Source organism: Ewingella sp. AOP8-B2-18, assembly GCF_052376015.1.
GTDB lineage: Bacteria > Pseudomonadota > Gammaproteobacteria > Enterobacterales > Enterobacteriaceae > Ewingella > Ewingella allii.
Map to the genome: position 1 here is coordinate 374,597 of NZ_JBQSVB010000003.1, position 24,529 is coordinate 399,125.

At 52.7% G+C, this 24,529-nt stretch carries 24 protein-coding genes; 15 read left to right on the forward strand and 9 right to left on the reverse strand.

Annotated elements, in window-relative coordinates:
- Positions 1-32: 32 nt before the first annotated feature.
- A complete protein-coding gene (csdA, locus tag ACT3RR_RS09570) occupies positions 33-1,238 on the reverse strand; it encodes a cysteine desulfurase CsdA (protein ID WP_496200187.1) in 1,206 nt (401 codons plus the stop codon).
- 252 nt (positions 1,239-1,490) lie between these two features.
- Here csdA and ACT3RR_RS09575 point away from each other — a divergent pair, with 252 nt between their 5' ends.
- The 4 genes from ACT3RR_RS09575 to rlmM all read left to right on the forward strand — a co-directional run bounded on the left by ACT3RR_RS09575 (position 1,491) and on the right by rlmM (position 4,677).
- Positions 1,491-1,712, forward strand: coding sequence for a YgdI/YgdR family lipoprotein (locus tag ACT3RR_RS09575; RefSeq protein WP_034792834.1), 222 nt, complete (start codon positions 1,491-1,493; stop codon positions 1,710-1,712).
- 509 nt (positions 1,713-2,221) lie between these two features.
- Positions 2,222-3,142: a transcriptional regulator GcvA gene (locus tag ACT3RR_RS09580; protein WP_034792832.1), complete on the forward strand. Its 921-nt coding sequence runs from the start codon at positions 2,222-2,224 to the stop codon at positions 3,140-3,142.
- A gap of 40 nt (positions 3,143-3,182) precedes the next feature.
- The gene (locus tag ACT3RR_RS09585; RefSeq protein WP_034792830.1) at positions 3,183-3,578 is read left to right on the forward strand and encodes a DUF423 domain-containing protein; all 396 of its coding nucleotides are present in this window, start codon (positions 3,183-3,185) and stop codon (positions 3,576-3,578) included.
- Entirely contained in the window at positions 3,571-4,677 is a 1,107-nt protein-coding gene (gene rlmM / locus ACT3RR_RS09590) for a 23S rRNA (cytidine(2498)-2'-O)-methyltransferase RlmM (protein ID WP_353503253.1), read from the forward strand. Before ACT3RR_RS09585 ends, rlmM begins: the two co-directional genes overlap by 8 nt.
- An 87-nt stretch (positions 4,678-4,764) precedes the next feature.
- On the opposite strand, the gene xni is transcribed toward rlmM, so the two are convergent.
- From xni to queF, 3 genes are all read right to left on the reverse strand, one after another.
- On the reverse strand, positions 4,765-5,520 hold the full coding sequence (xni, locus tag ACT3RR_RS09595) for a flap endonuclease Xni (protein ID WP_353503252.1): 756 nt from the start codon (positions 5,518-5,520) through the stop codon (positions 4,765-4,767).
- 77 nt (positions 5,521-5,597) lie between these two features.
- Positions 5,598-6,962 (reverse strand): nucleotide 5'-monophosphate nucleosidase PpnN, encoded by a 1,365-nt coding sequence (gene ppnN / locus ACT3RR_RS09600; protein WP_353503251.1) that lies wholly within the window; start codon positions 6,960-6,962, stop codon positions 5,598-5,600.
- Between the two features lie 243 nt (positions 6,963-7,205).
- The gene (gene queF, locus ACT3RR_RS09605) at positions 7,206-8,051 is read right to left on the reverse strand and encodes an NADPH-dependent 7-cyano-7-deazaguanine reductase QueF (RefSeq protein ID WP_496200188.1); all 846 of its coding nucleotides are present in this window, start codon (positions 8,049-8,051) and stop codon (positions 7,206-7,208) included.
- A 93-nt stretch (positions 8,052-8,144) separates the two neighbouring features.
- Between queF and syd the strand changes: the two genes are divergently transcribed.
- The gene (gene syd, locus ACT3RR_RS09610) at positions 8,145-8,696 is read left to right on the forward strand and encodes a SecY-interacting protein (protein WP_034792819.1); all 552 of its coding nucleotides are present in this window, start codon (positions 8,145-8,147) and stop codon (positions 8,694-8,696) included.
- 697 nt (positions 8,697-9,393) lie between these two features.
- Here syd and ACT3RR_RS09615 read toward each other — a convergent pair.
- Positions 9,394-10,632 carry an MFS transporter gene (locus ACT3RR_RS09615; protein WP_496200189.1) on the reverse strand — a complete coding sequence of 413 codons (1,239 nt, stop codon included), beginning with the start codon at positions 10,630-10,632 and terminating at the stop codon, positions 9,394-9,396.
- Positions 10,633-10,834: 202 nt separating this feature from the next.
- On the opposite strand from ACT3RR_RS09615, the gene ACT3RR_RS09620 reads away from it, so the two are divergent.
- The 3 genes from ACT3RR_RS09620 to ACT3RR_RS09630 are packed head-to-tail and all read left to right on the forward strand — an operon-like array spanning position 10,835 to position 12,421.
- Positions 10,835-11,158 carry a YqcC family protein gene (locus tag ACT3RR_RS09620; protein ID WP_034792816.1) on the forward strand — a complete coding sequence of 108 codons (324 nt, stop codon included), beginning with the start codon at positions 10,835-10,837 and terminating at the stop codon, positions 11,156-11,158.
- Position 11,159: 1 nt separating this feature from the next.
- Positions 11,160-11,930: a tRNA pseudouridine(65) synthase TruC gene (gene truC / locus ACT3RR_RS09625; RefSeq protein WP_496200190.1), complete on the forward strand. Its 771-nt coding sequence runs from the start codon at positions 11,160-11,162 to the stop codon at positions 11,928-11,930.
- Between the two features lie 41 nt (positions 11,931-11,971).
- A complete protein-coding gene (locus tag ACT3RR_RS09630; protein WP_396131478.1) occupies positions 11,972-12,421 on the forward strand; it encodes a flavodoxin in 450 nt (149 codons plus the stop codon).
- Between the two features lie 86 nt (positions 12,422-12,507).
- On the opposite strand, the gene ACT3RR_RS09635 is transcribed toward ACT3RR_RS09630, so the two are convergent.
- The 4 genes from ACT3RR_RS09635 to map all read right to left on the reverse strand — a co-directional run bounded on the left by ACT3RR_RS09635 (position 12,508) and on the right by map (position 17,509).
- The gene (locus ACT3RR_RS09635) at positions 12,508-12,897 is read right to left on the reverse strand and encodes a DUF3461 family protein (protein ID WP_034792811.1); all 390 of its coding nucleotides are present in this window, start codon (positions 12,895-12,897) and stop codon (positions 12,508-12,510) included.
- Positions 12,898-13,056: 159 nt separating this feature from the next.
- On the reverse strand, positions 13,057-13,881 hold the full coding sequence (dapD, locus tag ACT3RR_RS09640; RefSeq protein ID WP_034792809.1) for a 2,3,4,5-tetrahydropyridine-2,6-dicarboxylate N-succinyltransferase: 825 nt from the start codon (positions 13,879-13,881) through the stop codon (positions 13,057-13,059).
- A gap of 48 nt (positions 13,882-13,929) precedes the next feature.
- Entirely contained in the window at positions 13,930-16,620 is a 2,691-nt protein-coding gene (glnD, locus tag ACT3RR_RS09645; protein ID WP_353503244.1) for a bifunctional uridylyltransferase/uridylyl-removing protein GlnD, read from the reverse strand.
- Between the two features lie 91 nt (positions 16,621-16,711).
- Positions 16,712-17,509 (reverse strand): type I methionyl aminopeptidase, encoded by a 798-nt coding sequence (gene map / locus ACT3RR_RS09650; RefSeq protein ID WP_034792806.1) that lies wholly within the window; start codon positions 17,507-17,509, stop codon positions 16,712-16,714.
- Positions 17,510-17,881: 372 nt separating this feature from the next.
- Here map and rpsB point away from each other — a divergent pair, with 372 nt between their 5' ends.
- The 7 genes from rpsB (at position 17,882) to cdsA (ending at position 24,505) form a co-directional block, all read left to right on the forward strand.
- Positions 17,882-18,607, forward strand: a complete 726-nt coding sequence (gene rpsB, locus ACT3RR_RS09655) for a 30S ribosomal protein S2 (protein ID WP_013574193.1) — start codon at positions 17,882-17,884, stop codon at positions 18,605-18,607.
- Positions 18,608-18,881: 274 nt separating this feature from the next.
- Complete coding sequence (gene tsf, locus ACT3RR_RS09660; RefSeq protein WP_353503243.1) at positions 18,882-19,733, forward strand: translation elongation factor Ts; 852 nt, start codon at positions 18,882-18,884, stop codon at positions 19,731-19,733.
- 157 nt (positions 19,734-19,890) lie between these two features.
- On the forward strand, positions 19,891-20,622 hold the full coding sequence (gene pyrH / locus ACT3RR_RS09665; protein ID WP_034792800.1) for a UMP kinase: 732 nt from the start codon (positions 19,891-19,893) through the stop codon (positions 20,620-20,622).
- 124 nt (positions 20,623-20,746) lie between these two features.
- Positions 20,747-21,304, forward strand: a complete 558-nt coding sequence (gene frr, locus ACT3RR_RS09670; RefSeq protein WP_353503242.1) for a ribosome recycling factor — start codon at positions 20,747-20,749, stop codon at positions 21,302-21,304.
- A gap of 159 nt (positions 21,305-21,463) precedes the next feature.
- Positions 21,464-22,660 (forward strand): 1-deoxy-D-xylulose-5-phosphate reductoisomerase, encoded by a 1,197-nt coding sequence (gene ispC, locus ACT3RR_RS09675; protein ID WP_353503241.1) that lies wholly within the window; start codon positions 21,464-21,466, stop codon positions 22,658-22,660.
- A 228-nt stretch (positions 22,661-22,888) separates the two neighbouring features.
- The gene (gene ispU, locus ACT3RR_RS09680; RefSeq protein ID WP_034792792.1) at positions 22,889-23,647 is read left to right on the forward strand and encodes a (2E,6E)-farnesyl-diphosphate-specific ditrans,polycis-undecaprenyl-diphosphate synthase; all 759 of its coding nucleotides are present in this window, start codon (positions 22,889-22,891) and stop codon (positions 23,645-23,647) included.
- 9 nt (positions 23,648-23,656) lie between these two features.
- Complete coding sequence (gene cdsA, locus ACT3RR_RS09685; protein WP_353503240.1) at positions 23,657-24,505, forward strand: phosphatidate cytidylyltransferase; 849 nt, start codon at positions 23,657-23,659, stop codon at positions 24,503-24,505.
- Positions 24,506-24,529 lie beyond the last annotated feature (24 nt).

Below are 24,529 nucleotides of genomic sequence, written 5' to 3' on the forward strand. Positions count from 1 at the left end.
TAATTCTCTTTATTCGGCTTAATATCAATGGGTTAATCGGCGAGTAGCTCCAAGGCGTACTTCACCGCAGCGATCAGGCGTTCGACATCATTTTGCGTATTATAAGGCGCGAAAGAGACGCGTAATGTGCCACTGACCCCCATCGCATCCATTAAAGGCTGTGCGCAGTGCTGCCCGGCGCGCAGCGCAATACCCTGCTCGGCCAGCAGCGCCACCAAATCACTGTGGTGCACGCCGGCAATATCAAAAGCCAATATAGACGCGTTTTGGCAGCGGAAACTGCGAAAACCCGGCAATAGCGCCAATTGCTGTTCAGCCAGCGTAGCCAAGTGCTGCGCGTACTTTTCGCCGCCAGCCGTATCAATAGTTTCTAGCCATTCAAGCGCGGCGTCAAAGCCGATAACGCCCGCGATATTCGGCGTGCCTGCTTCGAAACGCTGGGGAACCTTCTGCGGCGTAAAGCCCTGCATGGAGGCCTGAGTGAGCATTTTCCCGCCGCCGTGCCAGGGCTGCATCGCCTCGAGCAGCTCGGTTTTACCATACAGCACGCCAATGCCGGTCGGGCCGTAGAGCTTATGGGCGGAGAAAGCATAGAAGTCGATGTCCATAGCCTGCACGTCCGCCGCGCTGTGAACCACGCCCTGCGCGCCGTCCACCACCACCAGAGCGCCGTTGGCATGGGCCAAACTGATAATGCGCTCGAGCTGGGGCATGCCTCCGGTCACGTTGGACATCTGCCCAATCGCCACCAGACGCGTTTTGCTGTTGAGCAGCGCGGGCAGGGCTTCGGCATCGGGCATAAATTGGGCGTTAAGAGGTAATGTCACCACCTTGGCCTGACAGCGTTCTGCTAGCATCAGCCAGGGGATCAGGTTGGCGTGATGCTCGGCCTGACTGACAATAATCTCATCGCCGGGCTGTAGGCGCGGAGCAAAATAGCTCTGCGCCAGCAGATTAATTGACTCGGTGGTGCCTCGGGTCCAGACGATATTTTCTGCTGTCGGCGCATTGATCAGACGCGCGACGCGCGACCGCGCCTTTTCATATTTTTCGGTTAAAGACTGAGCAGCGCGGTGCTGACTGCGATGAACCGTCGCGCCTTCTTGAGAATAAAATTCCAAAGTTGCATTTATTACATTTTGCGGCTTCAGCGCGGTTGCGGCGCTATCCAGATAGCATTCTCCGTGCGTAAGTGACGGAAAATTCTCACGAAAAGCGGAAAAGTCGAAATCAGTCATAGTGAAGTAAATCTCTTAAATCGGCTGAAAAACATGAAAATTATCCCCGCTGGTACTCCGCATTTATTCATTTTAGGAATGGTTACCGTGGAAATATACCAGAAGCTTGTTATGCTGAATTACGAAGGCTAGAAGAATTAGTCAGATGACTTATCTGGCAACTAAAGCATTTTAATCTATCCCCTTCGTACTTGGCGCTGTAACGTTGTTTTCAGCAGTGCCAAAAACTTTGGGTATAACAAGGAGTCTATGATGAAAAAGATCGCCGCCGTAGTTTCAGCCGTACTGCTGACTTGTACTCTTGCTGCGTGTTCAAGCAACTATGTTATGCATACCAATGATGGTCGTACAATCGTTGCAGAAGGGAAGCCAAGTACCGATGACGATACAGGTATGATCAGCTATACCGATGCGTATGGCAACAAACAGCAGATCAACAAAGCTGAAGTGAAAGAGATGGCTAAAGGTAACTAATCCTTAGTCGAGTCTTTCCAATACGGGAAGCGCTCTTGCTGAAAGTGGCATGAAAATGCCCATCGACAAAACCGGCCATCTTAGGATGCTGCCGGTTTTGTTATTTTATAGTGTCGGTACTTTTAAAAGGCTAAAACGCAAGGGATCTGTAAAGGTTGCGCGTTGGCGCAGAATGCTATCGACAGGCAAAAAAAAGCACCGCAAAATGCGGTGCTAAAAAATCACTTTGGACAGACAGGGTAATGTACAGGAAGTGAAAATTTGTAGCATTTAAGCTACGCGTCTGGATTGCCAGACAATTGCAAACACAACATCACAACCACAAGCCAAAAGTATTTCAGCATCCTCATACCAATCTACTTTTCGTTCCGGCCTAGGAAGTGGCGCCACTATAGGTTTTTGCCTGTACATCCTCAACGGACAATTTATAATGTCTCGGATTAAAAAAACTAATAGTAAAATCCACGGTGAAGCGCTTTGCTGACCGGCGAATAATAAGTATCCACTCAATGTCAAAACGTTTACCACCTCTCAACTCTCTGCGCGTTTTTGACGCAGCGGCACGCCACCTTAGTTTTACTAAAGCGGCGGAAGAGCTATTTGTGACGCAAGCGGCAGTAAGCCACCAGATCAAGTCACTTGAGGACTTTTTAGGCTTAAAACTGTTTCGCCGCCGCAATCGTTCGCTGCTCTTGACCGAAGAAGGGCAGAGTTATTATCTGGATATCAAAGAGATATTCTCTGCTCTTAACGAAGCTACCCGTAAGCTTCAGGCACGAAGTGCTAAAGGCGCGTTGACCGTCAGTTTGCCGCCAAGTTTTGCTATTCAGTGGCTGGTTCCGCGTTTGTCTGGCTTTAACTCAGCTTATCCGGGAATTGACGTTCGTATTCAAGCCGTTGACCGTGAAGAGGATAAACTGGCCGACGACGTGGATGTGGCGATTTTCCACGGTCGGGGAAACTGGCCGGGGCTGCGCGCCGAACGTTTGTATGCCGAATATCTGCTGCCGGTCTGTGCGCCTTCGCTGCTGCTCGGCGATAAACCGCTGAAGCTGCCGGAAGATTTGGCGCACCACACGCTGCTGCATGATGCTTCTCGTCGCGACTGGCTGGCTTACACCAAACAGCTTGGTTTGCAGCATATTAATGTGCAGCAAGGGCCGATTTTCAGCCATAGCGCCATGGTAGTGCAGGCCGCCGTTCACGGGCAGGGCATTGCGCTGGCTAACAACGTGATGGCGCAAACCGAGATTGAAGCTGGGCGTCTGGTTTGCCCCTTCAACGAGGTGTTAATCAGTAAAAATGCTTTTTATCTGGTTTGTCATGACAGTCAGGCAGAACTGGGTAAAATAGCCGCCTTTCGTCAGTGGATACTGGCGCGGGCGGCCAGTGAACAAGAAAAACTACGCTTTCGATACGATCAGGCTTGAACGTGAATCACCCACTAACAACGAGAACAGGTAACGTCCCATGACCAGTCGTTCAATGTTGATTTTTGCCGCCATCAGCGGCTTTGTCTATGTTGCCTTTGGTGCGTTTGGCGCACATATATTGAGTAAATCTCTCGGACCGGCCGAAATGGCCTGGATTCAAACCGGTTTAACCTACCAGAGTGTGCACACGCTGGCCGTGTTGGTGCTTGGTGTTGCAATGCAGCGCCAGCGCAACCTGTGGTTTTACTGGAGCAGCGCCTGCCTGGCGCTAGGAACAGTGCTGTTTAGTGGCAGTCTCTACTGTCTGGCGCTGTCGCATTTAAGGTTATTTGTGTTTGTCACTCCGATCGGTGGAACCTTCTTCCTGATCGGCTGGATACTGATGTTGATCGGCGCTTTGCGTCTGAATAATAAGGCAAAACGCCATGAATAAAGTTGCTCTCTACTGCCGCTCTGGTTTCGAAAAAGAGTGTGCGGCCGAAATTACCGCCAAAGCCGCCCAGATGGAAATCTTCGGCTTTGCCCGCGTGAAAGAAGACAGTGGTTATGTGCTGTTCGAATGCTATCAGCCGGAAGACGCCGACCGTCTGGCGCGCGACTTGCCTTTCCGCGAGCTGATTTTCGCTCGCCAGCTGATCGTCGTGGGTGAGCTGCTGAAAGACCTGCCGCCGGAAGATCGCGTATCGCCTATCGTCGGTATGCTGCACGGGGTTATCACTAACGGCGGCGAACTGCGTGTCGAAGTGCCTGACACCAATGAAAGCAAAGAGCTGACCAAGTTCTGCCGTAAGCTTACCGTGCCGCTGCGTTCCGCCATGCGCGAACAGCGCATTTTGGGCAAAAAGGAGAACCCTCTGCGCCCGGTAGTCCACGTGTTCTTTATTGCGTCGGGCTGCTGCTACGTCGGCTATTCCTACAGTAATAACAACTCGCCATTCTATATGGGCATTCCGCGTCTGAAATTCCCATCCGAGGCACCAAGCCGTTCAACCCTCAAACTGGAGGAGGCGTTCCACGTCTTTATTCCTGCGGATGAGTGGGATGAGCGTCTCGCCAGCGGCATGTACGCGGTAGACCTCGGAGCTTGTCCCGGCGGTTGGACTTACCAGTTAGTGCAGCGCAGCATGATGGTGACGGCGATTGATAACGGCCCGATGGCGCCTAGCCTGATGGACACCGGGCAGGTTATTCACCTGCGTGAAGACGGTTTCCGCTACAAATCGACCAGTACCAAAAACTACTGGCTGGTGTGTGACATGGTTGAGAAGCCAGCGAAAGTCGCGGCTTTGATGTGTGACTGGCTGATTAACGGCTGGTGCCGCGAAACTATTTTCAACCTGAAGCTGCCAATGAAAAAGCGTTATGAGGAAGTGTCAAACATTCTCGAACGTATCAAAGAGCGTCTGGAAGAAAACGGCATCAACGCTGAGATCCACGCCAAGCAGCTCTACCACGACCGTGAAGAAGTGACGGTGCACGTGCGCCGCTTCTGGTCCGCCGTGGGTGGGCGTCGCGATGAGCGCGACCATTAATTAGCTCTCTGGCCTGAGGCCGTTTTCAGGCAATAGTGCGCAAAACGCCGGTGCTGGTGCAGCCCGGCGTTTTTTATTGGCGCGGCATCAGCCAGGCAAACGCAGCTGTTGCAGGTTGCCGCTGAGAGCTAAATCAGTTTGCAGCGTGGAGACGCGCTTACAGGCATAGGCTAAATCGCGATGCTCGAGCAGTTTGGTCCGCCACTTCTCTGGTACAGCCTCGAGATTGTCATACAGCGCGTCTAAGCTTCCGGCCTGCGATAGCAGCGTGACCGCTGCCTTGGGGCCGATACCGGGAACGCCGGGGATCTTACTGCTGCTAATGCCCGCCAGCCCCCAATAGTCGGTGAGCTGTTGCGGCAATACGCCAAACGTCTCTTGCACGAAAGGCATATCAAGCCAGCGCTTTTGGAAGTAATCGCGGATTTGCACATTAGGCGCCAGCAGCTGGCAGTAGCCTTTGTCGGTCGACACGATGGTCACCTGATGCCCACTCCCCGCCACCTTGGCGGTTAGCGTGGCGGCCAAATCATCGGCTTCATTCCCCGCGGAGTGCCAGCAGGCCACGCCGCGCGCGGCAAAGCCTTCTTTCAGGCTCGGCATCTCGGCAAACAGGTTCTCCGGCATGGGGGAGCGGCCCGCCTTGTAATCGGGAAGGCACTGGTGACGCCAGCTGTCGTTGCGATCGTCTTCATCAAACACGGCCACGGCGTGGGTGGGCTGCACGTGTTGAATTAGCTGACCCACGGCGTTTTGGCAGGTCAGTAAGCAAGGGGAGCCTTGAACGGCATGGATGCGTCGAATGAGATTCAGCGCGTCAATAATTAGCAGATGTATAGCCATAGTCAGATTGATTCCATCAATAAGTAGGGCGACTCGCGCCGCCCTACGTTTCCCTTAAATCTGCGCGTCACTTAGCGTCAGGCGCAGATTTCATAGCAAGGAATATAGGCGCTGCCCGGCAGCTTCATACGGTGCTGGGCGACGAAACCTTGCAGCAGGCTGTCCATTTTCTTCATTAATGCCGGGTCGCCGTGCAGCTTGAAACGACCATGTTTCTCGATTTCACGGATGCCGAACTCTTTCACGTTACCTGCCACAATCCCCGAGAAGGCTCGGCGCAGCGCGGCGGCCAGCTCTTCGGGTGGCTGGTCCGGGTAGAGATTCAGCGCGGCCATGTTTTCGTGGTTCGGCTCAAACGGCATTTGCAGGTCCGGCGCGATACGAATCGACCAGTTGAAACTGTAAGCATCGCCACTGTTGCGACGATTCTCTTTCACCAATGGCATCGCGCGCTTCATTTGGCGCGCCACTTCCACCGGATCATCAATGATGATGGTGTAGTGTTTGCGGGCTTCTTCACCCAGCGTGTCTTTGATGAAGGCGTCCAGCACGTTGAAGTAGTCGGCGCTCTCTTTCGGCCCGGTCAGAATCAGTGGCAGCACTTGGTCGCTGTTTTCCGGATTCATCAGAATACCCAGCAGATACAGCAACTCTTCGGCCGTGCCCACGCCGCCAGGGAAGATGATGATGCCATGCGCTATACGCACGAACGCCTCAAGGCGTTTTTCGATATCTGGCATGATAATCAGTTCATTAACCAACGGGTTAGGTGGCTCTGCCGCGATGATTGATGGCTCGGTCATGCCGATAAAGCGGCCGAGTTTATAACGCTGCTGCGCGTGGCCTACCGCCGCGCCTTTCATTGGGGCTTCCATCGCGCCCGGCCCACAGCCGGTGCAGATATTCAGTTCGCGCAGGCCTAATTGGCTGCCGACGTTGCGCGCATACTGGTATTCCACTTCATTAATAGAGTGACCGCCCCAGCAAACCACCATGTTAGGGTCTTCATCCAGATGCAGCGCCCGGGCGTTACGCAGGATAGAAAACACCATGTTGGTCAGGTGGACGGAGTTCTCTTTGTCGAAGTTTTCGAAACGATTATTGTTGGCGATCTGCGCGTTTACAAACAGGATATCGCGCAGCACGGCGAACAGGTTGGCTTGCAGAGAACGAATAATTCGGCCATCGACAAAGGCATCTTCTGGCGGATTTACCAGCTCCAGCTTCACGCCGCGCTCGCGCCGTAACACGTTGATATCGAAGCTTTCGTAGCGATCGAGCAGCTCTTTACTGCTGTCAGTCTGGCTGCCGCTGTTGAGCACGGCGAGTGAGCAATTGCGGAACAGGCGGTACAGGTCGCTGCTCGCAGTGCGTTTGAGCATGTCGACTTCCAACTGCGACAACAAATCCATTGAGCCCAACGGGCTGATATGTGTGATCAAAGTTGCTCCTTTACGCCCGATGGGCGGTATTCACTTCTGCCGGCAGAAAGGCTGCACATGATTTTTGGGATCTCGCTTTTTGCGGCGTGCCGGATCCTGATGGCAGGAATATTTAGCTGATTCCGAAGGCGCCGTGGCGATGAGATACGCCGCGTAACGCCTTCAGAATTAACAGTAACCTCGTCCTCCGGCTTTTACCAACTCAAGCTGACTGTTAGGTTAGTTCTTGAGCGGCATCTCGCATTATTGTCTGACAAGGCGAGCCGTTGCAGGAGTGAACGGGAAGTTGGATCGCCACGGGTTAATGTCTAAACCGCCGCGACGCGTGTAACGAGCATAAACCGCTAATGTTTCAGGCGTGCAGAAATGCATGATGTCGTTGAAGATGCGTTCAACACACTGCTCATGAAATTCATTGTGATTGCGGAAAGAAACCAGATAGCGCAGCAAGGCTTCGCGATTGATTTTCGGCCCGCGATACTGAATTTGCACCGAGCCCCAGTCGGGCTGATGGGTGATCAGGCAGTTGGATTTCAGCAAGTGGCTGACCAGCGACTCTTCGACCATCTCATCACCGGCGGCTTGTGCCAGATAATCGGTGCTGAATTCGTAGCTGTTGATGGTGATGTCTTGATTGTCGATGCACTCACCGGCAAAACGGCCAACCGGACTGCCTTCCACGTCTTCAAGGCGAGTGAGGGTGACGCTGACGTCTCCTTCGGCGCAGGCGCTGAGATCACGAGTTAATGTCTCTAACACCACGTCCCAGCTGGCGAATTTGGTCTGGTTGAAGCTGTTCAGGTACAGCTTAAAGCTTTTGGATTCGATCAGATTAATGCTGTTGGCATTCAGGCTAATCTCACCTACCGCCACCTGCGGCAAGCCTTTGTCGTTGAGCCAGGACAATTCGTAGAGTGTCCAGATATCCGAGCCGTGAAACGGCAAATTGTCGGGGAACAGCCCCAAAGGCTCGCGGTTCATGCTGCGCGGAACGGCTTGCAGCAGCGACGCGTCATACTGGTCGCGATAAGGCGTTGATTTGCCCAATGTCAGCTGCGAGAGGGCGGGATTATCCTGATATAAGGACATGCTGTCACCTTAGTCTAAGTTCTGGTTACAATAGAATATGAGAAAACCTTTCACGCTAGTTTAACTTAGCCCGGTATGAAGATGAGAGAATTTATGGCTTCAGATGTTTCTGTAGCATTACGTGAGTTTACCCAGCGTTATGTGGATTTTTGGCAGCAAGAGACAGGTTTCCCGCCGTCGAGCGAGGATCTGCTGGGCGTTGACTCCCCCTGCGTAGTGAAAAGCAGCGACACCGCCGTCTACTGGCTGACCCAGGTTTTCAGCCCTGAAGAGACCTTAGCTAACGTCGAGCGCGCGCTGGAATTACAGCTGCGCCCCGAAGCTCACGCGTTTTATACCACCCAGTTCGCCGGGGATATGTCGGCTAAATGGCAGGACCAGCGCCTGACTCTGCTGCAGGTTTGGAGCCCGGAAGACTTCACTCGTCTGCAAGAAAACCTGATTGGCCATCTGGTGACCCAGAAGCGGCTAAAACTCACACCGACCATTTTCTTGGCTACCACTGACTCCGAAATGAGCATGGTTTCGCTGTGCAATGTTAGCGGCGAGGTGGTGCTGGAACAGTTTGGTAGCAAGAAGCGAACTCTGCTGGCACCTACGTTGTCAGAGTTTTTAGCAGGGCTTTCTCCTGCTTTTCCGGATTAAGTCAGACAGTTGATTCAAGCCAATTGGCTCACAAGCGTGTGAGAGATCTCTCACACGGCCTGTAAGATATGTCGTTTAATCGTTCGCGCTATTTCTCCAGTCCATTAGCACAACCTTTAAATAACAATTAGTTAGGTTGTGGTTGCCCATGAGTGATAGTTACTTAGCTATCATTTGTCTCACAAGCTACCTTGTTCGGCGTCACAAAATAGACGATTCTAACTGTGTCGAAGGATGACATGAGACAGAACATTAGGATGATGGCTGTTTCATAAAGTAGGGGATAGGCTCAGGAAGAGTCAGGACAGCATCGGAGCATGCTAGGATGTTTCAGGACGAAACAAGGGACACCTCCAGGACGGAGATTGAGAGCTCGGAAAGGATAACGAGTGGGTCAGGAAGACTAAAGGATCAATATCAGGAAGATATTAGGAAGACTCGTCAGGATGAAAGTTGGACGATGCAAAGGATGGCTGGTTAGGATAACCAAAGGAAAAGTTTTCAGGGATTGAGCAGGGAGCACTTAGGTAGCTGGATTGCTATAAAACGAACCGGGGGCACTGTGCAAACAGTGCCCCCAACTTTTTGTCTCTATCTTCTGCTTTCAACATCTTCTCGTTTTAACCGCGCATTTCTCTGCCCAAGCCCTGTTCAGCGGCTCAGGCAGTTGCCTTCTCAGTGCCTATTTGCCAATAACTTACCCAATAGCGCCCAGCGCATCTTCTTTACCTTGGCGTTTTGGCAGCAAGAATAAAGTCGCATAGATATCCAACAGGTAGATGGCTGCCAGCAAGCTGATGGCGGCGGTGAAGGAGACTTGCGACACCAGCATGCCTATCACCAGTGGCCCGAAACCGCCCACGCCCCGCCCGACGTTAAACAAGATATTTTGTGCCGTAGCGCGAACATTTACCGGATAAGTGTCTGATATCAAACCGCCATATCCCCCAATCATGCCATTGACGAACATCCCCATCACGGCACCGGCGAACAGCATCGCCGTAGGATCGGTGAGCTGGGCGTAGCACACTACCATCAGCACCGCGCCGATTTGGTAAATCAGGAAGATTTTCCAGCGCGGGAAACGATCCGCCAGCACGCCGAACAGCCAAATGCCGAACGTCATGCCAATCACCGTCACGGCGGTCCACAGGCCCGATTTGGTCAGCGAGAAGCCGAAGTTCTTCGACAGGTAGCTTGGCATCCAGATCATCAGCCCGTAATAGCCAAAATTCTGCACCGAGCAGAGGATCAGAATGCCGATGCTGGCTTTGGTGGTAGGCAGATCTTTGAACAGCAATTTGATCCGGCTGAACAGCGATTCCGTCGGCGCGCTGCTGGCGTGTTTGACGAACTCCTCTGGCTCACCCATGGTGCGGCGAATCAGGAAGGAGGCGAGGGCAGGCAGTAAGCCAACCAGGAACATGCCGCGCCAGCCGATGACACCTAGCAGCAGCGGCGTCAGGAATGCCGCAAGCAAGACGCCAAGCTGCCAGCCCATGCCGACGTAAGCCGAAGCACGGTTGCGCTTCTCTGCGGGCCACGCCTCGGCGATTAACGCCATGCCAATGCCAAACTCTCCGCCCAGACCAACGCCCGCCAAGGTGCGGTAGGCCAGCAAATCCCAGTACCCCTGAGCGATAGCGCACAGGCCGGTAAACAGGGAAAACATCAAAATTGTGAAGGTCAGAACGCGAATGCGGCCAAAGCGATCGCTGATTGGCCCGAAGATCACGCCGCCGAGCACGGCACCTATTAGCGTCCAGGTGACCAGTGAACCGCTTTGAGATGAGGTCAGGCCCAGCTCTGTGGCGATGGCGGGCAGCATGAATCCGAGAATTAATAGGTCGAAACCATCCATGGCGTAGCCAGTGACGGAGGCAATCATCGCTTTAGCCGGGGTGGCGTGGGCTTTTTTAGAGTGTTGGGCAGGCATAGTCAGCGTCAAGTTATGTAAAGTTGGATTATTTTGCCCGCAGACCACGCTAAGTACCAGTATGAAAAACCTATAGATAAGAATTAGCGATAAGCTTAGAAGGGGCATAGCTGGCAGTTGGGGCCTTACGGCTTCAATGCTATGCTTTGCCACTTTGTGAGAGCCTTTGACGCCCACGAATAATGAATGCAGAGAGAGTGCGATGAGTTCAGAAAGTACAGAAAATCAGGTTCGCCAAATTTTACATGATATTGAACAGGCTATGCGTCAGCTCGACCTGTGGAGCGAAGTGCCACCCGAGGCGGAAGCCTTTGAAAGCGTTGAACCTTTCTCCGTTGACACCATGAATGCCGAGCAGTGGCTGCAATGGGTGCTGGTGCCAAGAATGTTTGCGTTATTGGCCGCAGAAGCTGATTTGCCGACGCGTTTTGCCATTACGCCTTATTTTGAAGTTGCCCTGCCTGATGCTTCCCGCTTGCTGGCCGAACTGCAACGTTTAGACGATTTGCTGAATATAGAAGACTGACATGCTGGAAATTTTGTACCGGGACGAGCATCTGGTGGCGGTGAACAAGCCCGCTGGCATGTTGGTTCATCGTAGTTGGCTGGACAAACATGAAACCGTTTTTGCGATGCAAACGTTGCGCGATCAAATTGGTCAGCATGTGTTTACCGTGCATCGACTGGATAAGCCGACCTCGGGCGTGCTGCTGTTCGCACTCTCCAGCGAGGTCGCCCGACTGCTGTCGCAGCAGCTCGAAACGCGCCAAATGAATAAGACTTACCACGCGGTGGTGCGCGGCTACGTGGCTGAAGACGCCACGCTGGATTATCCTTTGACCGAAGAGCTGGACAAGATTGCCGATAAGTTCGCCAACCCTGACAAAGCCCCTCAGCCTGCCGTGACGCACTATCGCGTGCTGGCTCAGGTGGAGATGCCCGTGCCGGTTGGGCGTTACGACACGGCGCGCTACAGCTTGGTTGAGCTTAAACCGGAGACCGGCCGCAAGCACCAGCTGCGTCGCCATATGACCCACCTCCGCCATCCGATTTTGGGCGACAGCGCCCACGGCGACTTGAAGCAAAATCGTGGCATGGTGGAGCACTTTGGCTGTCCGGGCTTAATGCTGCACGCCAGCCATCTGCAATTGCCTCACCCGGTGACTGGCGACATGCTGGAGATCACCGCCAAGTGGGATAATCGCTGGCAAAGTTTGGTGGAGCGTTTCGGCTGGCTGGCGCGTGTCCCTGCACTTGAAAGGGTTGAGTTTGCTGCCGACTGCGGTCAGGATAGCTAACCATTTTTCAATGACTTTTAGATTAACGAGGGAATTACACCATGGCTGAGATTGGTATTTTTGTCGGCACCGTTTACGGCAATGCGCTGCTGGTAGCAGAAGAGGCTGAAACTGTTCTTAAGAAGCAGGGGCATCAGGTGAAACTGTTCGAAGAAGGCACATTGGAAGCCTGGCAATATTATCGTCACCATTTTGCCTTGGTCATTACCTCTACCACCGGTCAGGGCGACCTGCCAGACAGCATTGCGCCGCTGTTTGCGGCTATCCGCGACACCGTCGGTTATCAGCCAGAATTGCGCTATGGCGTGATTGCACTGGGTGACAGCAGCTACGACCACTTCTGCGGCGGCGGCCATAAAATGGATGATTTGCTGCAAGAGCAGGGCGCATCGCGTCTTGGCGATTTGCTGGAAATTGACGCAATGGAAACCGCCGAGCCGGAAACCGTGGCGGTTCCTTGGGCTGAAAAATGGGGCCAGCTGCTTAAATAAGCTTTCATGTCGCAGCGGCAATAAAAAAGGTCAGGTTATTCACCTGACCTTTTTTTATATCAACCGAACGCGGCGGGAGTCGAAACTTATCGGCCGCTGGTCAGTTTTTCCAGATCAGATTCGATCTCGGTGATCTTGTTTGCCACCACGGATTCCAAATGACGCAGGTCATCAAGAATTTTACGTTTCAGATCGACTTCAACCTGATCGCGCTGACAGATTTGATCTAACTCATCAATGACATAGCGAAGATTCGGGCTGATTTCGTGAATTTCTTTATAGCCTTGGCCCGCATTGTCGGCCACGATCGTTTTACGCTGGCGTGGGTACTTAAACTTCACGCTTTTAGCAAAAAACTCGCCTTTATCTTTGCGGAAGTAGATCTTCAGAATGTCGTTATTGGCCTCCTGACGCAGGCTGTAACGATCGATGTCGTCAGGATTCGTAATACCCAAGCTTTTCAGGTTGTCATACATAGCGCCACCTTTATTAGATTCTACTAGGAAGTTGTCATAATGAGCGAAACGACGGCCATTATCATTGATTTAAGGCACAGTTTCCCATGATAAAAACGGCCGTCATAAAAGGGAATCACATCAATAAAATAGCGGGTAAATTCACCCGCCAAATTGAGTTTAGTCGATGGAACGCAATAACTCATTAAGACCGGTTTTGCCCAAGGTTTTGGCATCCACTTTCTTAACGATCACCGCACAGTACAGGCTGTATTTGCCATCTTTAGAAGGCAGGTTGCCGGAAACCACGACTGAGCCTGCTGGCACACGGCCGTAATGCACTTCGCCGGTTTCACGGTCATAAATCTTGGTGCTTTGACCGATGTAAACGCCCATGGAAATCACTGAGCCTTCTTCAACGATCACACCTTCCACGATTTCTGAACGCGCGCCGATGAAGCAGTTATCTTCGATGATCGTTGGGTTTGCCTGCAGTGGCTCGAGAACGCCGCCGATGCCCACGCCGCCAGACAGGTGAACGTTTTTACCGATCTGCGCACAAGAGCCTACGGTCGCCCAAGTATCAACCATGGTGCCTTCATCAACGAACGCGCCGATGTTGACGTAAGAAGGCATCAGCACCACGTTACGGGCGATAAATGCACCTTTGCGCACAGCGGCTGGTGGCACGACGCGGAAGCCTTCACGCTTGAAGCGCGCTTCGTCGTATTCGGCGAATTTCATTGGGACTTTGTCGTAGAAGCGGTTTTCCGCGCCTTCCATCACTTCGTTGTCATTGATTCTGAAAGAGAGCAGCACTGCCTTCTTTAGCCACTGATGCGTTACCCACTGACCATCAATTTTTTCTGCAACGCGCAGTTCGCCGCTGTCGATCTTATTGATCACTTGAGTCACGGCATCACGGGTTACGCTGTCTACGTTTGTCGGCGTAATGTCTGCGCGACGTTCGAAGGCTTCTTCAATTAGGGTTTGTAGTTGCTGCATCCTGTTCTCTTTCCTGATAGTGGTGTTAAAAAGTTAATATTCTTTGTATCACATTTTATCGTTAGGGTTGAGCGCCTCGGTAAGACGACGCTGAATTTCCTGACGGGTTTTTTTGTCCAGCGCGCGGCGTTCGCCATTCGCCAGAATGAATAAATCCTCAACGCGCTCGCCGATGGTGGAGATGCGCGCGCCGTGCAGTGACAGCCCCAAATCAGAGAACACTTCCCCCACCCGCGCCAGCAGGCCGGGCTGATCGAGCGCGACCAGTTCCATGTAGCTGCGTCTGTCGGTGTGAGTCGGCAGGAAGCTGACCTCGGTCGGCACGCTGAAGTGGCGCAATTTTGGCGAAGGGCGGCGCGCACGCGGCGGCTGATAAGCCTGCGTCATGGACTGCTCTAAGGCGTGACGGATCACCTCGTGGCGGTCCAGCGCCAGCGGGCTGCCGTCCGGCTCAAGCACGATAAAGGTGTCCATCGCCATGCCGTCGCGGTTAGTGAAAATCTGCGCGTCGTGGATGCTCAGGTTGCGGCGATCCAGCTCCCCGGCCACGGTGGCAAACAGGTAAGGGCGGTCCGGGCTCCAGATGAAAATCTCCGTGCCGCCGCGCGTCGCCTGCCGACTGACCAGCACCAGTGGCTTGGTGGAGTCATGCTCCAGCAGGTGGCGGGCGTGCCAGGCCAGCTGGTTCGGCGAGTGGCGCAGGAAGTAGTCAGCACGGCAGCGGCTCCAGATGCGGTGCAGCGCCTCTTCGTCGATATTGTCCATGCGCAGCAGGGCCAGAGCCTGAAGACGGTGGTGACGGACCCGTTCGCGCAGGTCCGGCGTGTTCTGCATCCCACGGCGCAGCTGCTTCTCGGTAGCAAAATAGAGCTCGCGTATCAGGCTCTGCTTCCAGCTGTTCCACAGGGTTTCGTTGGTGGCGCAAATATCCGCCACGGTCAGGTTTACCAGATAGCGCAGGCGATTTTCGCTCTGCACTTCGGCGGCAAACTGCTGAATTTCAGCCGGATCTTGAATGTCGCGGCGCTGCGCGGTAACCGACATCAGCAGGTGACAGCGCACCAACCAGGCGACCAGCTGGGTTTCGCGCGAATTCAGCCCGTGTAGCTCGGCGAACTCCAAGACATCCTGCGCGCCCAGAATCGAGTGGTCGCCGCCACGGCCCTTGGCGATGTCATGGAACAGCGCCGCCATCAGCAGTAATTCCGGCTGCGGCAGGCGCGGGTAAAGCTCGACGCACAGCGGGTGGCGCGGGCGAGTGGCCTCATCGGCGAAGCTTTCCAGCTTTTGCAGCACGCGGATCGTGTGTTCGTCCACGGTGTAGGCGTGGAACAGGTCAAACTGCATTTGGCCGACAATCAGCCCCCACTGCGGCATGTAGGCCCACAGCACGCTGTGGCGATGCATCGGCACCAGCGCGCGGGAGACGGCTCCCGGATGGCGCAGAATCGACATAAAGATGCTGCGCGCTTCGGGGATCATGCACAGCGGCGTTTTCAGATGGCGACGCGCGTGGCGCAGGAGGCGAACGGTGGTGGAGTAAATCCCCTTAATTTCGCGGTGGCGCACCATCAGGTAGAACATGCTGATGATGGTTTCCGGGCGCTGAGTAAACAGCGACTCGTCGCGCAGGTCAATCAGGTCGCCGCGTAATTGGAAATGCTCGTCCAGCGGGCGTGGTTTCTCATTCGGCCCGATAGCCAAAATAGCTTCGTCAAACAGCTGAAGCAGCATCTGGTTAAGCTCGCCGACCCGGCGGGTCATGCGGTAGAAATCCTTCATCATCCGCTCTACCGGCTCGTTGCCTTCCCCCTGATATTGCAGCAGTTGGGCGACATTTAGCTGGCGGTCGAACAGCAGACGGTTGTCATAGCGCGGCAGCACCAGATGCAGCGCAAAGCGAATGCGCCACAGGAAGCTCTGGCATTCAATCAGCTCATTGCGCTCGGCTTTGGTGAGGAAGCCGAAGGCCACCATTTCGTCCAGAGAGGTGGCGCCAAAGTGGCGGCGGGCTACCCATAAAATGGTGTGGATATCACGCAGGCCGCCGGGGCTACTTTTGATGTCCGGCTCGAGGTTGTAGCTGGTACCGTGGTAGCGTTGGTGGCGCTCGTTCTGCTCGTCAATCTTGGCGCGGAAGAAGGTTGGCGAAGGCCAGAAACCGTCGCTGAAAACGTGTTTTTGCATGCTGAGGAACAGCGCGACGTCGCCGCAAATCAGCCGCGATTCAATCATGTTAGTGGCGACGGTGAGATCGGCCAAGCCTTCCAGCAGGCACTCCTCGAGGGTGCGAACGCTGTGGCCAACTTCCAGCTTTAAGTCCCACAGCAGGGTGATAAGCTCACCGATGCGCTGCGCCTGCTCGTCATTGAGGCGGCGCTGGCTGAGGACTAAAACGTCAATGTCGGAAAGTGGGTGCAGCTCACCGCGCCCATAGCCGCCGACGGCCACCATGGCGGTTTCCGGCACATCGTCGAAGCCGTAAAAGGTCCACAGGCGTTGTAATAGATGGTCGATGAACAGGGATCGCGCGTCGACCAGCTCTTCCGCGCGCTGCCCGGCATTAAAGGCATCGGCCAGCCACAGCTGGAACTGCTCCATGTGCTGCTTCAGGCTCTGGCGAGTTAAATCATCGTCAGGATAGGTAATAGGGGAGGCGGGCTGCGGGGGGATCGCGGGAAGAGATTCCGAAGATGGCGGAGTGGGAAGATCTTGTTCAGCAGGTGAATGTTCAATCATTTTTGCGCAGCCCATTCTTACAGTAAGAGACAAAAAAGCCGACTTGCGTCGGCTTGATCACCAGATTTAAACCGCCTTCTTCAGAAGGGGATCACTGCTGGTCGTGCGTAATGATATTCGGGATGGTGTCATCCTTACGCAGCGTCATAATTTCACAACCGTTCTCGGTGACCACAATAGTATGCTCGTATTGCGCCGACAAGCTGCGATCTTTAGTTTTTACTGTCCAGCCATCTTTCATGGTGCGAATGCGGTAATCACCGGCATTAACCATAGGTTCGATAGTGAATGCCATGCCGGCTTGCAGCACCACGCCGCCGTCATCGGCATCATAGTGAAGTACCTGCGGCTCTTCGTGGAAGACTTCACCAATCCCGTGGCCGCAGTACTCGCGAACCACGGAGAAGTTTTCAGCTTCGACGAATTTCTGGATCTCTTTACCCAGCGTGCGCAGGCGAATGCCCGGCTTAACCATTTTCAGCGCCAGATAGAGGCTTTCCTGAGTGATACGGCACAGGCGCTCGCCCAGAATGGTCGGTTTACCGGCGATGAACATCTTGGAGGTGTCACCGTGGAAGCCATCTTTAATAACGGTCACGTCGATATTCACGATATCGCCGTCTTTCAGAATCTTATCTTCGCTTGGAATTCCGTGGCAAACCACTTCATTAATCGAGATGCAGACAGATTTCGGGAAGCCGTGATAATTCAGACAGGCGGAAACGGCCTGCTGCTTATTATTAATGTGATCAGCACAAATGCGGTCTAATTCGCCAGTGCTCACGCCGGGCTTAACGTAAGGTTCGATCATTTCCAGCACTTCAGCAGCCAGACGGCCAGCAACGCGCATTTTTTCGATGTCTTGAGGGGTTTTGATTGAAATTGCCATGGGTGATCCTGCGGGTATCCTGTGTTGACGCCTTTCATTCTGCTAAAACGTCGTCAATAATTAGCTTAGACTTATGGTATCAGCCCTGATATTGCCTGCCAAACTATCATTTTCCGCGAACTAAAGTTCCCAACAAAAGTTGCCGTCAGGTCGTGAATTATGGTATAAAGCGCGCCGGCAATCCGCGACAGCCCTTCGGAGCTTGAGCGTGATTAAAGCCGAACACTCACTCATATGTGTACTTATTAACGTAAGTAATAACACACACGTATCGACACATTCGCCGGGGTGCTCTGGGAATTCGTTCTGCAGGGTCGGCGTTATGGGATACGTGGAGGCATAACCCCAGCATCTACTTATAGAGGTTTTATCATGGCAACTGTTTCCATGCGCGACATGCTCAAGGCCGGTGTTCACTTCGGTCACCAGACCCGTTACTGGAACCCGAAAATGAAGCCATTCATCTTCGGCGCTCGTAACAAGGTTCACATCATCAACCTTGAGAAAACTGTTCCAATGTTCAACGAAGCTCTGGCTGAGTTGCAGAAGATCTCCTCCCGTAAAGGAAAGATCCTGTTCGTTGGTACTAAACGCGCTGCAAGCGAAGCGGTAAAAGAAGCTGCACACAACTGCGACCAGTTCTTCGTGAACCATCGCTGGTTGGGCGGCATGCTGACTAACTGGAAAACCGTTCGTCAGTCAATCAAACGTTTGAAAGACCTGGAAATTCAGTCTCAAGACGGCACTTTCGAAAAGCTGACCAAGAAAGAAGCGCTGATGCGCACTCGTGAGCTTGCGAAGCTGGAAAATAGCCTGGGTGGTATCAAGGATATGGGTGGTCTTCCTGATGCTCTGTTCGTCATCGACGCCGATCACGAACACATTGCAATCAAAGAAGCTAACAACCTGGGTATCCCGGTATTCTCCATTGTTGATACCAACTCCGATCCGGATGGCGTTGACTTTGTTATCCCAGGTAACGATGACGCAATCCGTGCAGTTAATCTGTACCTGAGCGCTGTTGCTGCCACTGTCCGTGAAGGCCGTTCGCAAGATCTGGCTGTTCAGGCAGAAGAAAGCTTCGTAGAAGCTGAATAATAAGACAGGCTCCCATATATACCCTAAATAGTTCGAGTTGTAGGAAGGCGGCAAGAGAGAGAATCCCTGGGAGCATAGATAACTATGTGACTAGGGTGAACGAACGTAGCCAACGCACAAACAATTCGAACTATGACGGGTATAGAGCCCTTATTAACCAGGTATTGAATATGTTGGTTAGGGGGCCTTTATTGGCCCCCTTTGCTTATCTTAAATGCGAGAAATATCTCACCGCAAAAGTCCCTTTTGCAGCGAGATAATCGAGGAAAATACAATGGCTGATATTACCGCTGCCCTGGTAAAAGAACTGCGCGAACGTACTGGCGCTGGCATGATGGATTGTAAGAAAGCTCTGGTTGAAGCTAACGGCGACATCGAGCTGGCAATCGAAAACATGCGTAAATCTGGCGCGATCAAAGCTGCTAAGAAAGCAGGCAACGTAGCTGCTGACGGCGTGATCAAAACCAAGATCGAAGGCAACTACGGTGTGATTCTGGAAGTTAACTGCCAGACTGACTTCGTTGCTAAAGATGCTGGTTTCCAAGCGTTTGCTGACAAAGTGCTGGACGCCGCTGTTGCTGGCAAAATCACTGACGTTGACGTTCTGAAAGCTCAGTTCGAAGAAGAGCGTATCGCTCTGGTTGCTAAAATCGGTGAAAACATCAATATTCGCCGTGTTTCTACTCTGGAAGGCGAAGTTCTGGGTAGCTACCTGCACGGTGCTCGCATCGGTGTTCTGGTTGCTGCTAAAGGCGCTGACGAAGAGCTGGTTAAGCAAGTTGCTATGCACATCGCTGCAAGCAAGCCAGAATTCGTTAAACCAGAAGACGTGTCTGCTGAAGTGGTAGAGAAAGAGTACCAAGTTCAGCTCGACATCGCGATGCAGTCTGGCAAGCCGAAAGAAATCGCAGAGAAAATGGTTGAAGGCCGCATGAAGAAATTCACCGGCGAAGTTTCTCTGACTGGTCAGCCTTTCGTTATCGACCCAAGCAAATCTGTTGGCGAAGTGCTGAAAGAGCACAAAGCTGACGTTATCAACTTCATCCGTTTCGAAGTTGGTGAAGGTATCGCTAAAGTTGAGACTGACTTTGCTGCTGAAGTTGCAGCAATGACTAAACAGTCTTAATTCGTAGTTGATGCTCTAAAATGGAACCGCTGAAGATTGGCGGTTCCGTTTTATCCAGCCCCAAATTCCAATAACATTGTGCGCTGTCTCTTTTTAACAACGCTATGATGTATAGATTGATTCCCATTACGACACATTGCTTCTTAGGACAGACACCATGGCTACCAATGCGAAACCCGTTTATCAGCGTATTCTGCTAAAACTCAGTGGCGAAGCCCTGCAGGGCAGCGAAGGTTTTGGTATCGATGCAAGCGTTTTGGATCGCATGGCTCAGGAAGTCAAAGAGCTGGTTGAGCTCGGCATTCAGGTCGGTGTGGTCATTGGCGGTGGGAACCTGTTCCGTGGTGCAGGCCTGGCACAAGCCGGTATGAACCGTGTTGTGGGCGACCACATGGGTATGCTGGCTACAGTGATGAATGGTCTGGCAATGCGGGATGCATTACACCGTGCCTATGTGAACGCTCGCCTGATGTCCGCTATTCCGCTTAACGGCGTGTGTGACAACTACAGCTGGGCCGAGGCTATCAGCCTGCTGCGTCACAACCGCGTGGTCATTTTCTCTGCGGGTACCGGTAATCCTTTCTTCACTACTGACTCAGCAGCATGCCTGCGCGGTATCGAAATCGAAGCCGACGTGGTGTTAAAAGCGACCAAAGTTGATGGCGTTTACTCTGCTGATCCAGTGAAAAACCCAGACGCCACGCTGTACGAACAACTGACTTACCAAGAAGTGCTTGAGCAAGAACTGAAAGTGATGGATTTGGCGGCCTTTACGCTGGCTCGCGATCACAACTTGCCAATTCGCGTCTTCAATATGAATAAGCCGGGCGCACTGCGCCGCGTAGTGATGGGTGAAAACGAAGGTACGCTGATTTCTCGCGGTGAATAATCTTCCCCCTGCCACTGCTGGCAAGAAATCATAAGCAAGTTTGCCAGCCTTGGCTGGCATGAGTATTCACGGACTATACTAATGCTATGGTCTGCCAAGTAACCAGTTCTTAAGGGTTCGCAACGTGATTAACGACATTAAAAAAGATGCTGAAATCCGCATGGAAAAATGCGTCGAAGCATTCAAAAACCATATCAGCAAAATCCGTACTGGCCGTGCTTCACCGGGTATCCTCGACGGCATCATGGTCGACTACTACGGTTCTGCCACGCCACTGCGTCAGTTAGCGCAGGTAACGGTTGAAGATTCCCGTACTCTGGCTATCTCCGTGTTTGACCGTTCAATCAGCGCCGCTGTTGAAAAGGCCATCATGACCTCTGATTTGGGTCTTAACCCATCTTCTGCTGGCGCCACTATCCGCGTTCCACTGCCAGCGTTGACAGAAGAGCGTCGTAAAGACCTGATCAAAGTTGTGCGTTCTGAAGCCGAGCAGGGCCGCGTTTCCGTGCGTAACGTACGCCGCGACGCTAACGATAAGACCAAAGCTTTGCTGAAAGATAAAGAAATCAGTGAAGATGAAGATCGTCGTTCTCAGGATGATATCCAGAAAATGACGGATATGTTCATCAAGAAAATTGACGTCGCACTAGCCGAGAAAGAAACCGAGTTGATGGAGTTCTAATCCACAACTTGTCTTCCTCCAAGCGCCGCCTTTGCGGCGCTTTATTTTTTGTGGTCGCTCTCTTTTTCCACCTGCTGCTTAAATCTCATAGACAAGCCGTCAAAGAGGTTTCAGACTAATGCGCATTGCGATCATGCACTGGTTCTACCGGGTATTTTCATGAAACAACTTACCATCCTTGGTTCGACAGGCTCTGTCGGCAGCAGCACCCTCGCGGTCGTTCGCGCTAACCCACAAGATTTCAAGGTAACTGCACTGGTTGCCGGTAAAAACGTGGACGTCATGGCGCAGCAATGTATTGAATTCCAACCTCGTTTTGCCTCTATGGCCGATGAAACTTCTGCCAAAGCATTGCGAACCATACTTGCTGAGCAGGGGATAAAAACAGAGGTACTCTCTGGCGAAAAGGCGTCCTGTGAGTTGTCGGCGCTGGATGAAGTTGATCAGGTGATGTCCTCCATCGTTGGCGCCGCCGGGCTGTTACCCACGCTTGCGGCGGTAAAAGCGCGCAAGCAGGTATTACTGGCGAATAAAGAGTCGCTGATCACCTGCGGACGCATCTTCATGGATGCCGTTCGCCAAAGCCGCAGCCAGCTTCTGCCAATCGATAGTGAACACAATGCAATTTTCCAGAGCCTGCCTGAGCGCATTCAGCAGCAGCTTGGCTATGCCTCTTTGGAAGAAAATGGCGTATCGCGCATTATCCTTACCGGCTCTGGTGGCCCATTCCGCGAGTTACCTTTGGCAGACTTTGCCCACGTCACCCCAGACCAGGCCTGTGCGCACCCGAACTGGTCTATGGGGCGCAAAATTTCTGTCGACTCCGCCACCATGATGAACAAAGGCCTCGAATATATCGAAGCCCGCTGGCTGTTCAATGCCTCTGCCGAGCAGATGGAAGTCATTATCCATCCGCAATCGGTGATTCACTCTATGGTTCGCTACCACGATGGCAGCGTCTTGGCGCAGCTCGGCTCGCCGGACATGCGCACGCCAATCTCCCACGCGATGGCTTATCCGCATCGTGTCGATTCCGGCGTTGAAGCGTTAGATTTCTGCCGAATCGGTGCGTTGACCTTCTGCGAGCCTGATTTTGACCGCTATCCGTGTTTACAATTGGCCATCGAAGCCAGCCGGACGGGGCAGGCAGCCACCACGGCATTGAACGCTGCTAATGAAGTTTCGGTCGCCGCATTCTTGGCGGGGCACATTCGCTTTACCGACATTGCCAACATAAATCGCGAAGTTATGGAGCAATCTGTCGCGAACGAACCGCAATCTGTTGATGAAGTATTGGAAATTGACCGTGCGGCGCGTGCGTCAGCTCACCAGAAATTACAGACTTTTGCGTTATGATGTTGCGGATAGCGGATTGCGGTAATTTGTTCGCATCACATTGAAATGATATAGTCTGCGCCACCTGACTGCGCCTTCAGTGCCGATACCTGAATGCGATTACTCTATAAAAACGGTAAACAGTCAGGGCAAGCCGTGCCTGAACAGGAACACGGCTTTTTTGCGCACAGAAATACGCTGGCGGTCAGTTAACATAGTTCTGCCCTAATAAGGAAATGAGTACGCGTTATGTCCCTCGAAAAGCAACAGATATCTGACGCGCCTTGCGCAATGCCACGCCATGTTGCCATTATTATGGATGGCAATGGTCGCTGGGCGAAACTTCAGGGGAAAATGCGCGTTTTTGGCCATAAAGCCGGTGTGAAATCCGTCCGTAAAGCAGTCAGTTTTGCGGCCAACCATCAGCTTAATGCGTTGACGCTTTATGCCTTTAGTAGTGAGAACTGGAACCGACCTGCTCAGGAAGTTTCAGCATTGATGGAGCTGTTCGTCCGTGCACTGGACAGCGAAGTTAAAAGTCTGCACAAACATAACGTCAGGCTAAAAATCATCGGTGATGTCAGCCGCTTTAGTGCGCGTCTGCAAGAAAGGATCCGTCGTTCAGAAACACTTACAGAAAATAACGACGGCCTTACGCTTAACATCGCTGCTAATTACGGCGGTCGGTGGGATATTATCCAGGGCGTAAAAAAACTGGCGAGTCAAGTTGAAGCTGGTTCTTTGCAGGTTGAGCAAATTACAGAAGAAGCATTAAATAGCACTATCTGTATGAGCGAGTTGGCACCCGTCGATTTGGTGATCAGAACCGGTGGGGAACACCGTATTAGTAACTTTCTGCTGTGGCAAATCGCCTATGCAGAACTTTACTTTACCGATGTCCTCTGGCCTGATTTTGATGAAAACACCTTTGAAGGCGCGCTGAATGCTTTTGCACAACGCGAGCGTCGCTTCGGGGGCACTACACCTATTGGCGCCAATGCGTCCTAGGGAGAACTTTTGCTGAAGTATCGCATCGCCACAGCGTTGATTTTGATCCCCATTGTTATCGCTGCACTGTTTATGCTGCCGCCTCTTGGTTTTGCCATTGTTGCGTTAGTCATCTGTATGTTGGCCGCGTGGGAGTGGGGGCAACTTTCAGGATTTAAGACTCGCAGTCAGCGCATTTGGTTGGCCGTGCTCTGTGGCTTTGTCCTTATTGCAATGATGCTGAGCATGCCGGCTTATCGTCAGCCAATTAACCTCCCTCAAGTGAGTGGCTCATTATGGGCTTCCCTTATATGGTGGATTGCGGCCTTTGTTCTGGTTATTTTCTACCCTAAATCTGCCTCATTTTGGCGCGGATCGCGCATATTACGTTTAGCCTTCGGTTTATTGACCATTGTTCCTTTCTTTTGGGGTATGGTGGCGCTGCGCCAGTACGGTTACGCTGAAAATCACCACACTGGAGCATGGTGGCTACTGTATGTCATGCTGCTGGTCTGGGGCGCTGACTCTGGCGCTTACCTGTTTGGCAAACTGTTCGGCAAGCACAAGTTGGCGCCGAAAGTTTCCCCTGGTAAGACATGGGAAGGCGTCATCGGTGGTCTGGTCACTTCGGCCCTGATTTCCTGGTTGTTCGGGCGTTATGCGCCATTAAATGTTGTTCCTGCTACGCTGTTGGTGTGTTCAGTCATTGCTGCTCTGGCTTCGGTGCTGGGGGATTTAACTGAAAGCATGTTTAAACGTGAAGCGGGTATAAAAGACAGTGGTAACTTGATACCGGGTCATGGTGGGATACTGGATCGTATCGATAGCCTGACTGCGGCTGTGCCGGTGTTTGCATGCTTAATGCTGCTGGTTTATTAATCCGTCCGAGACGGGATGTCTTCT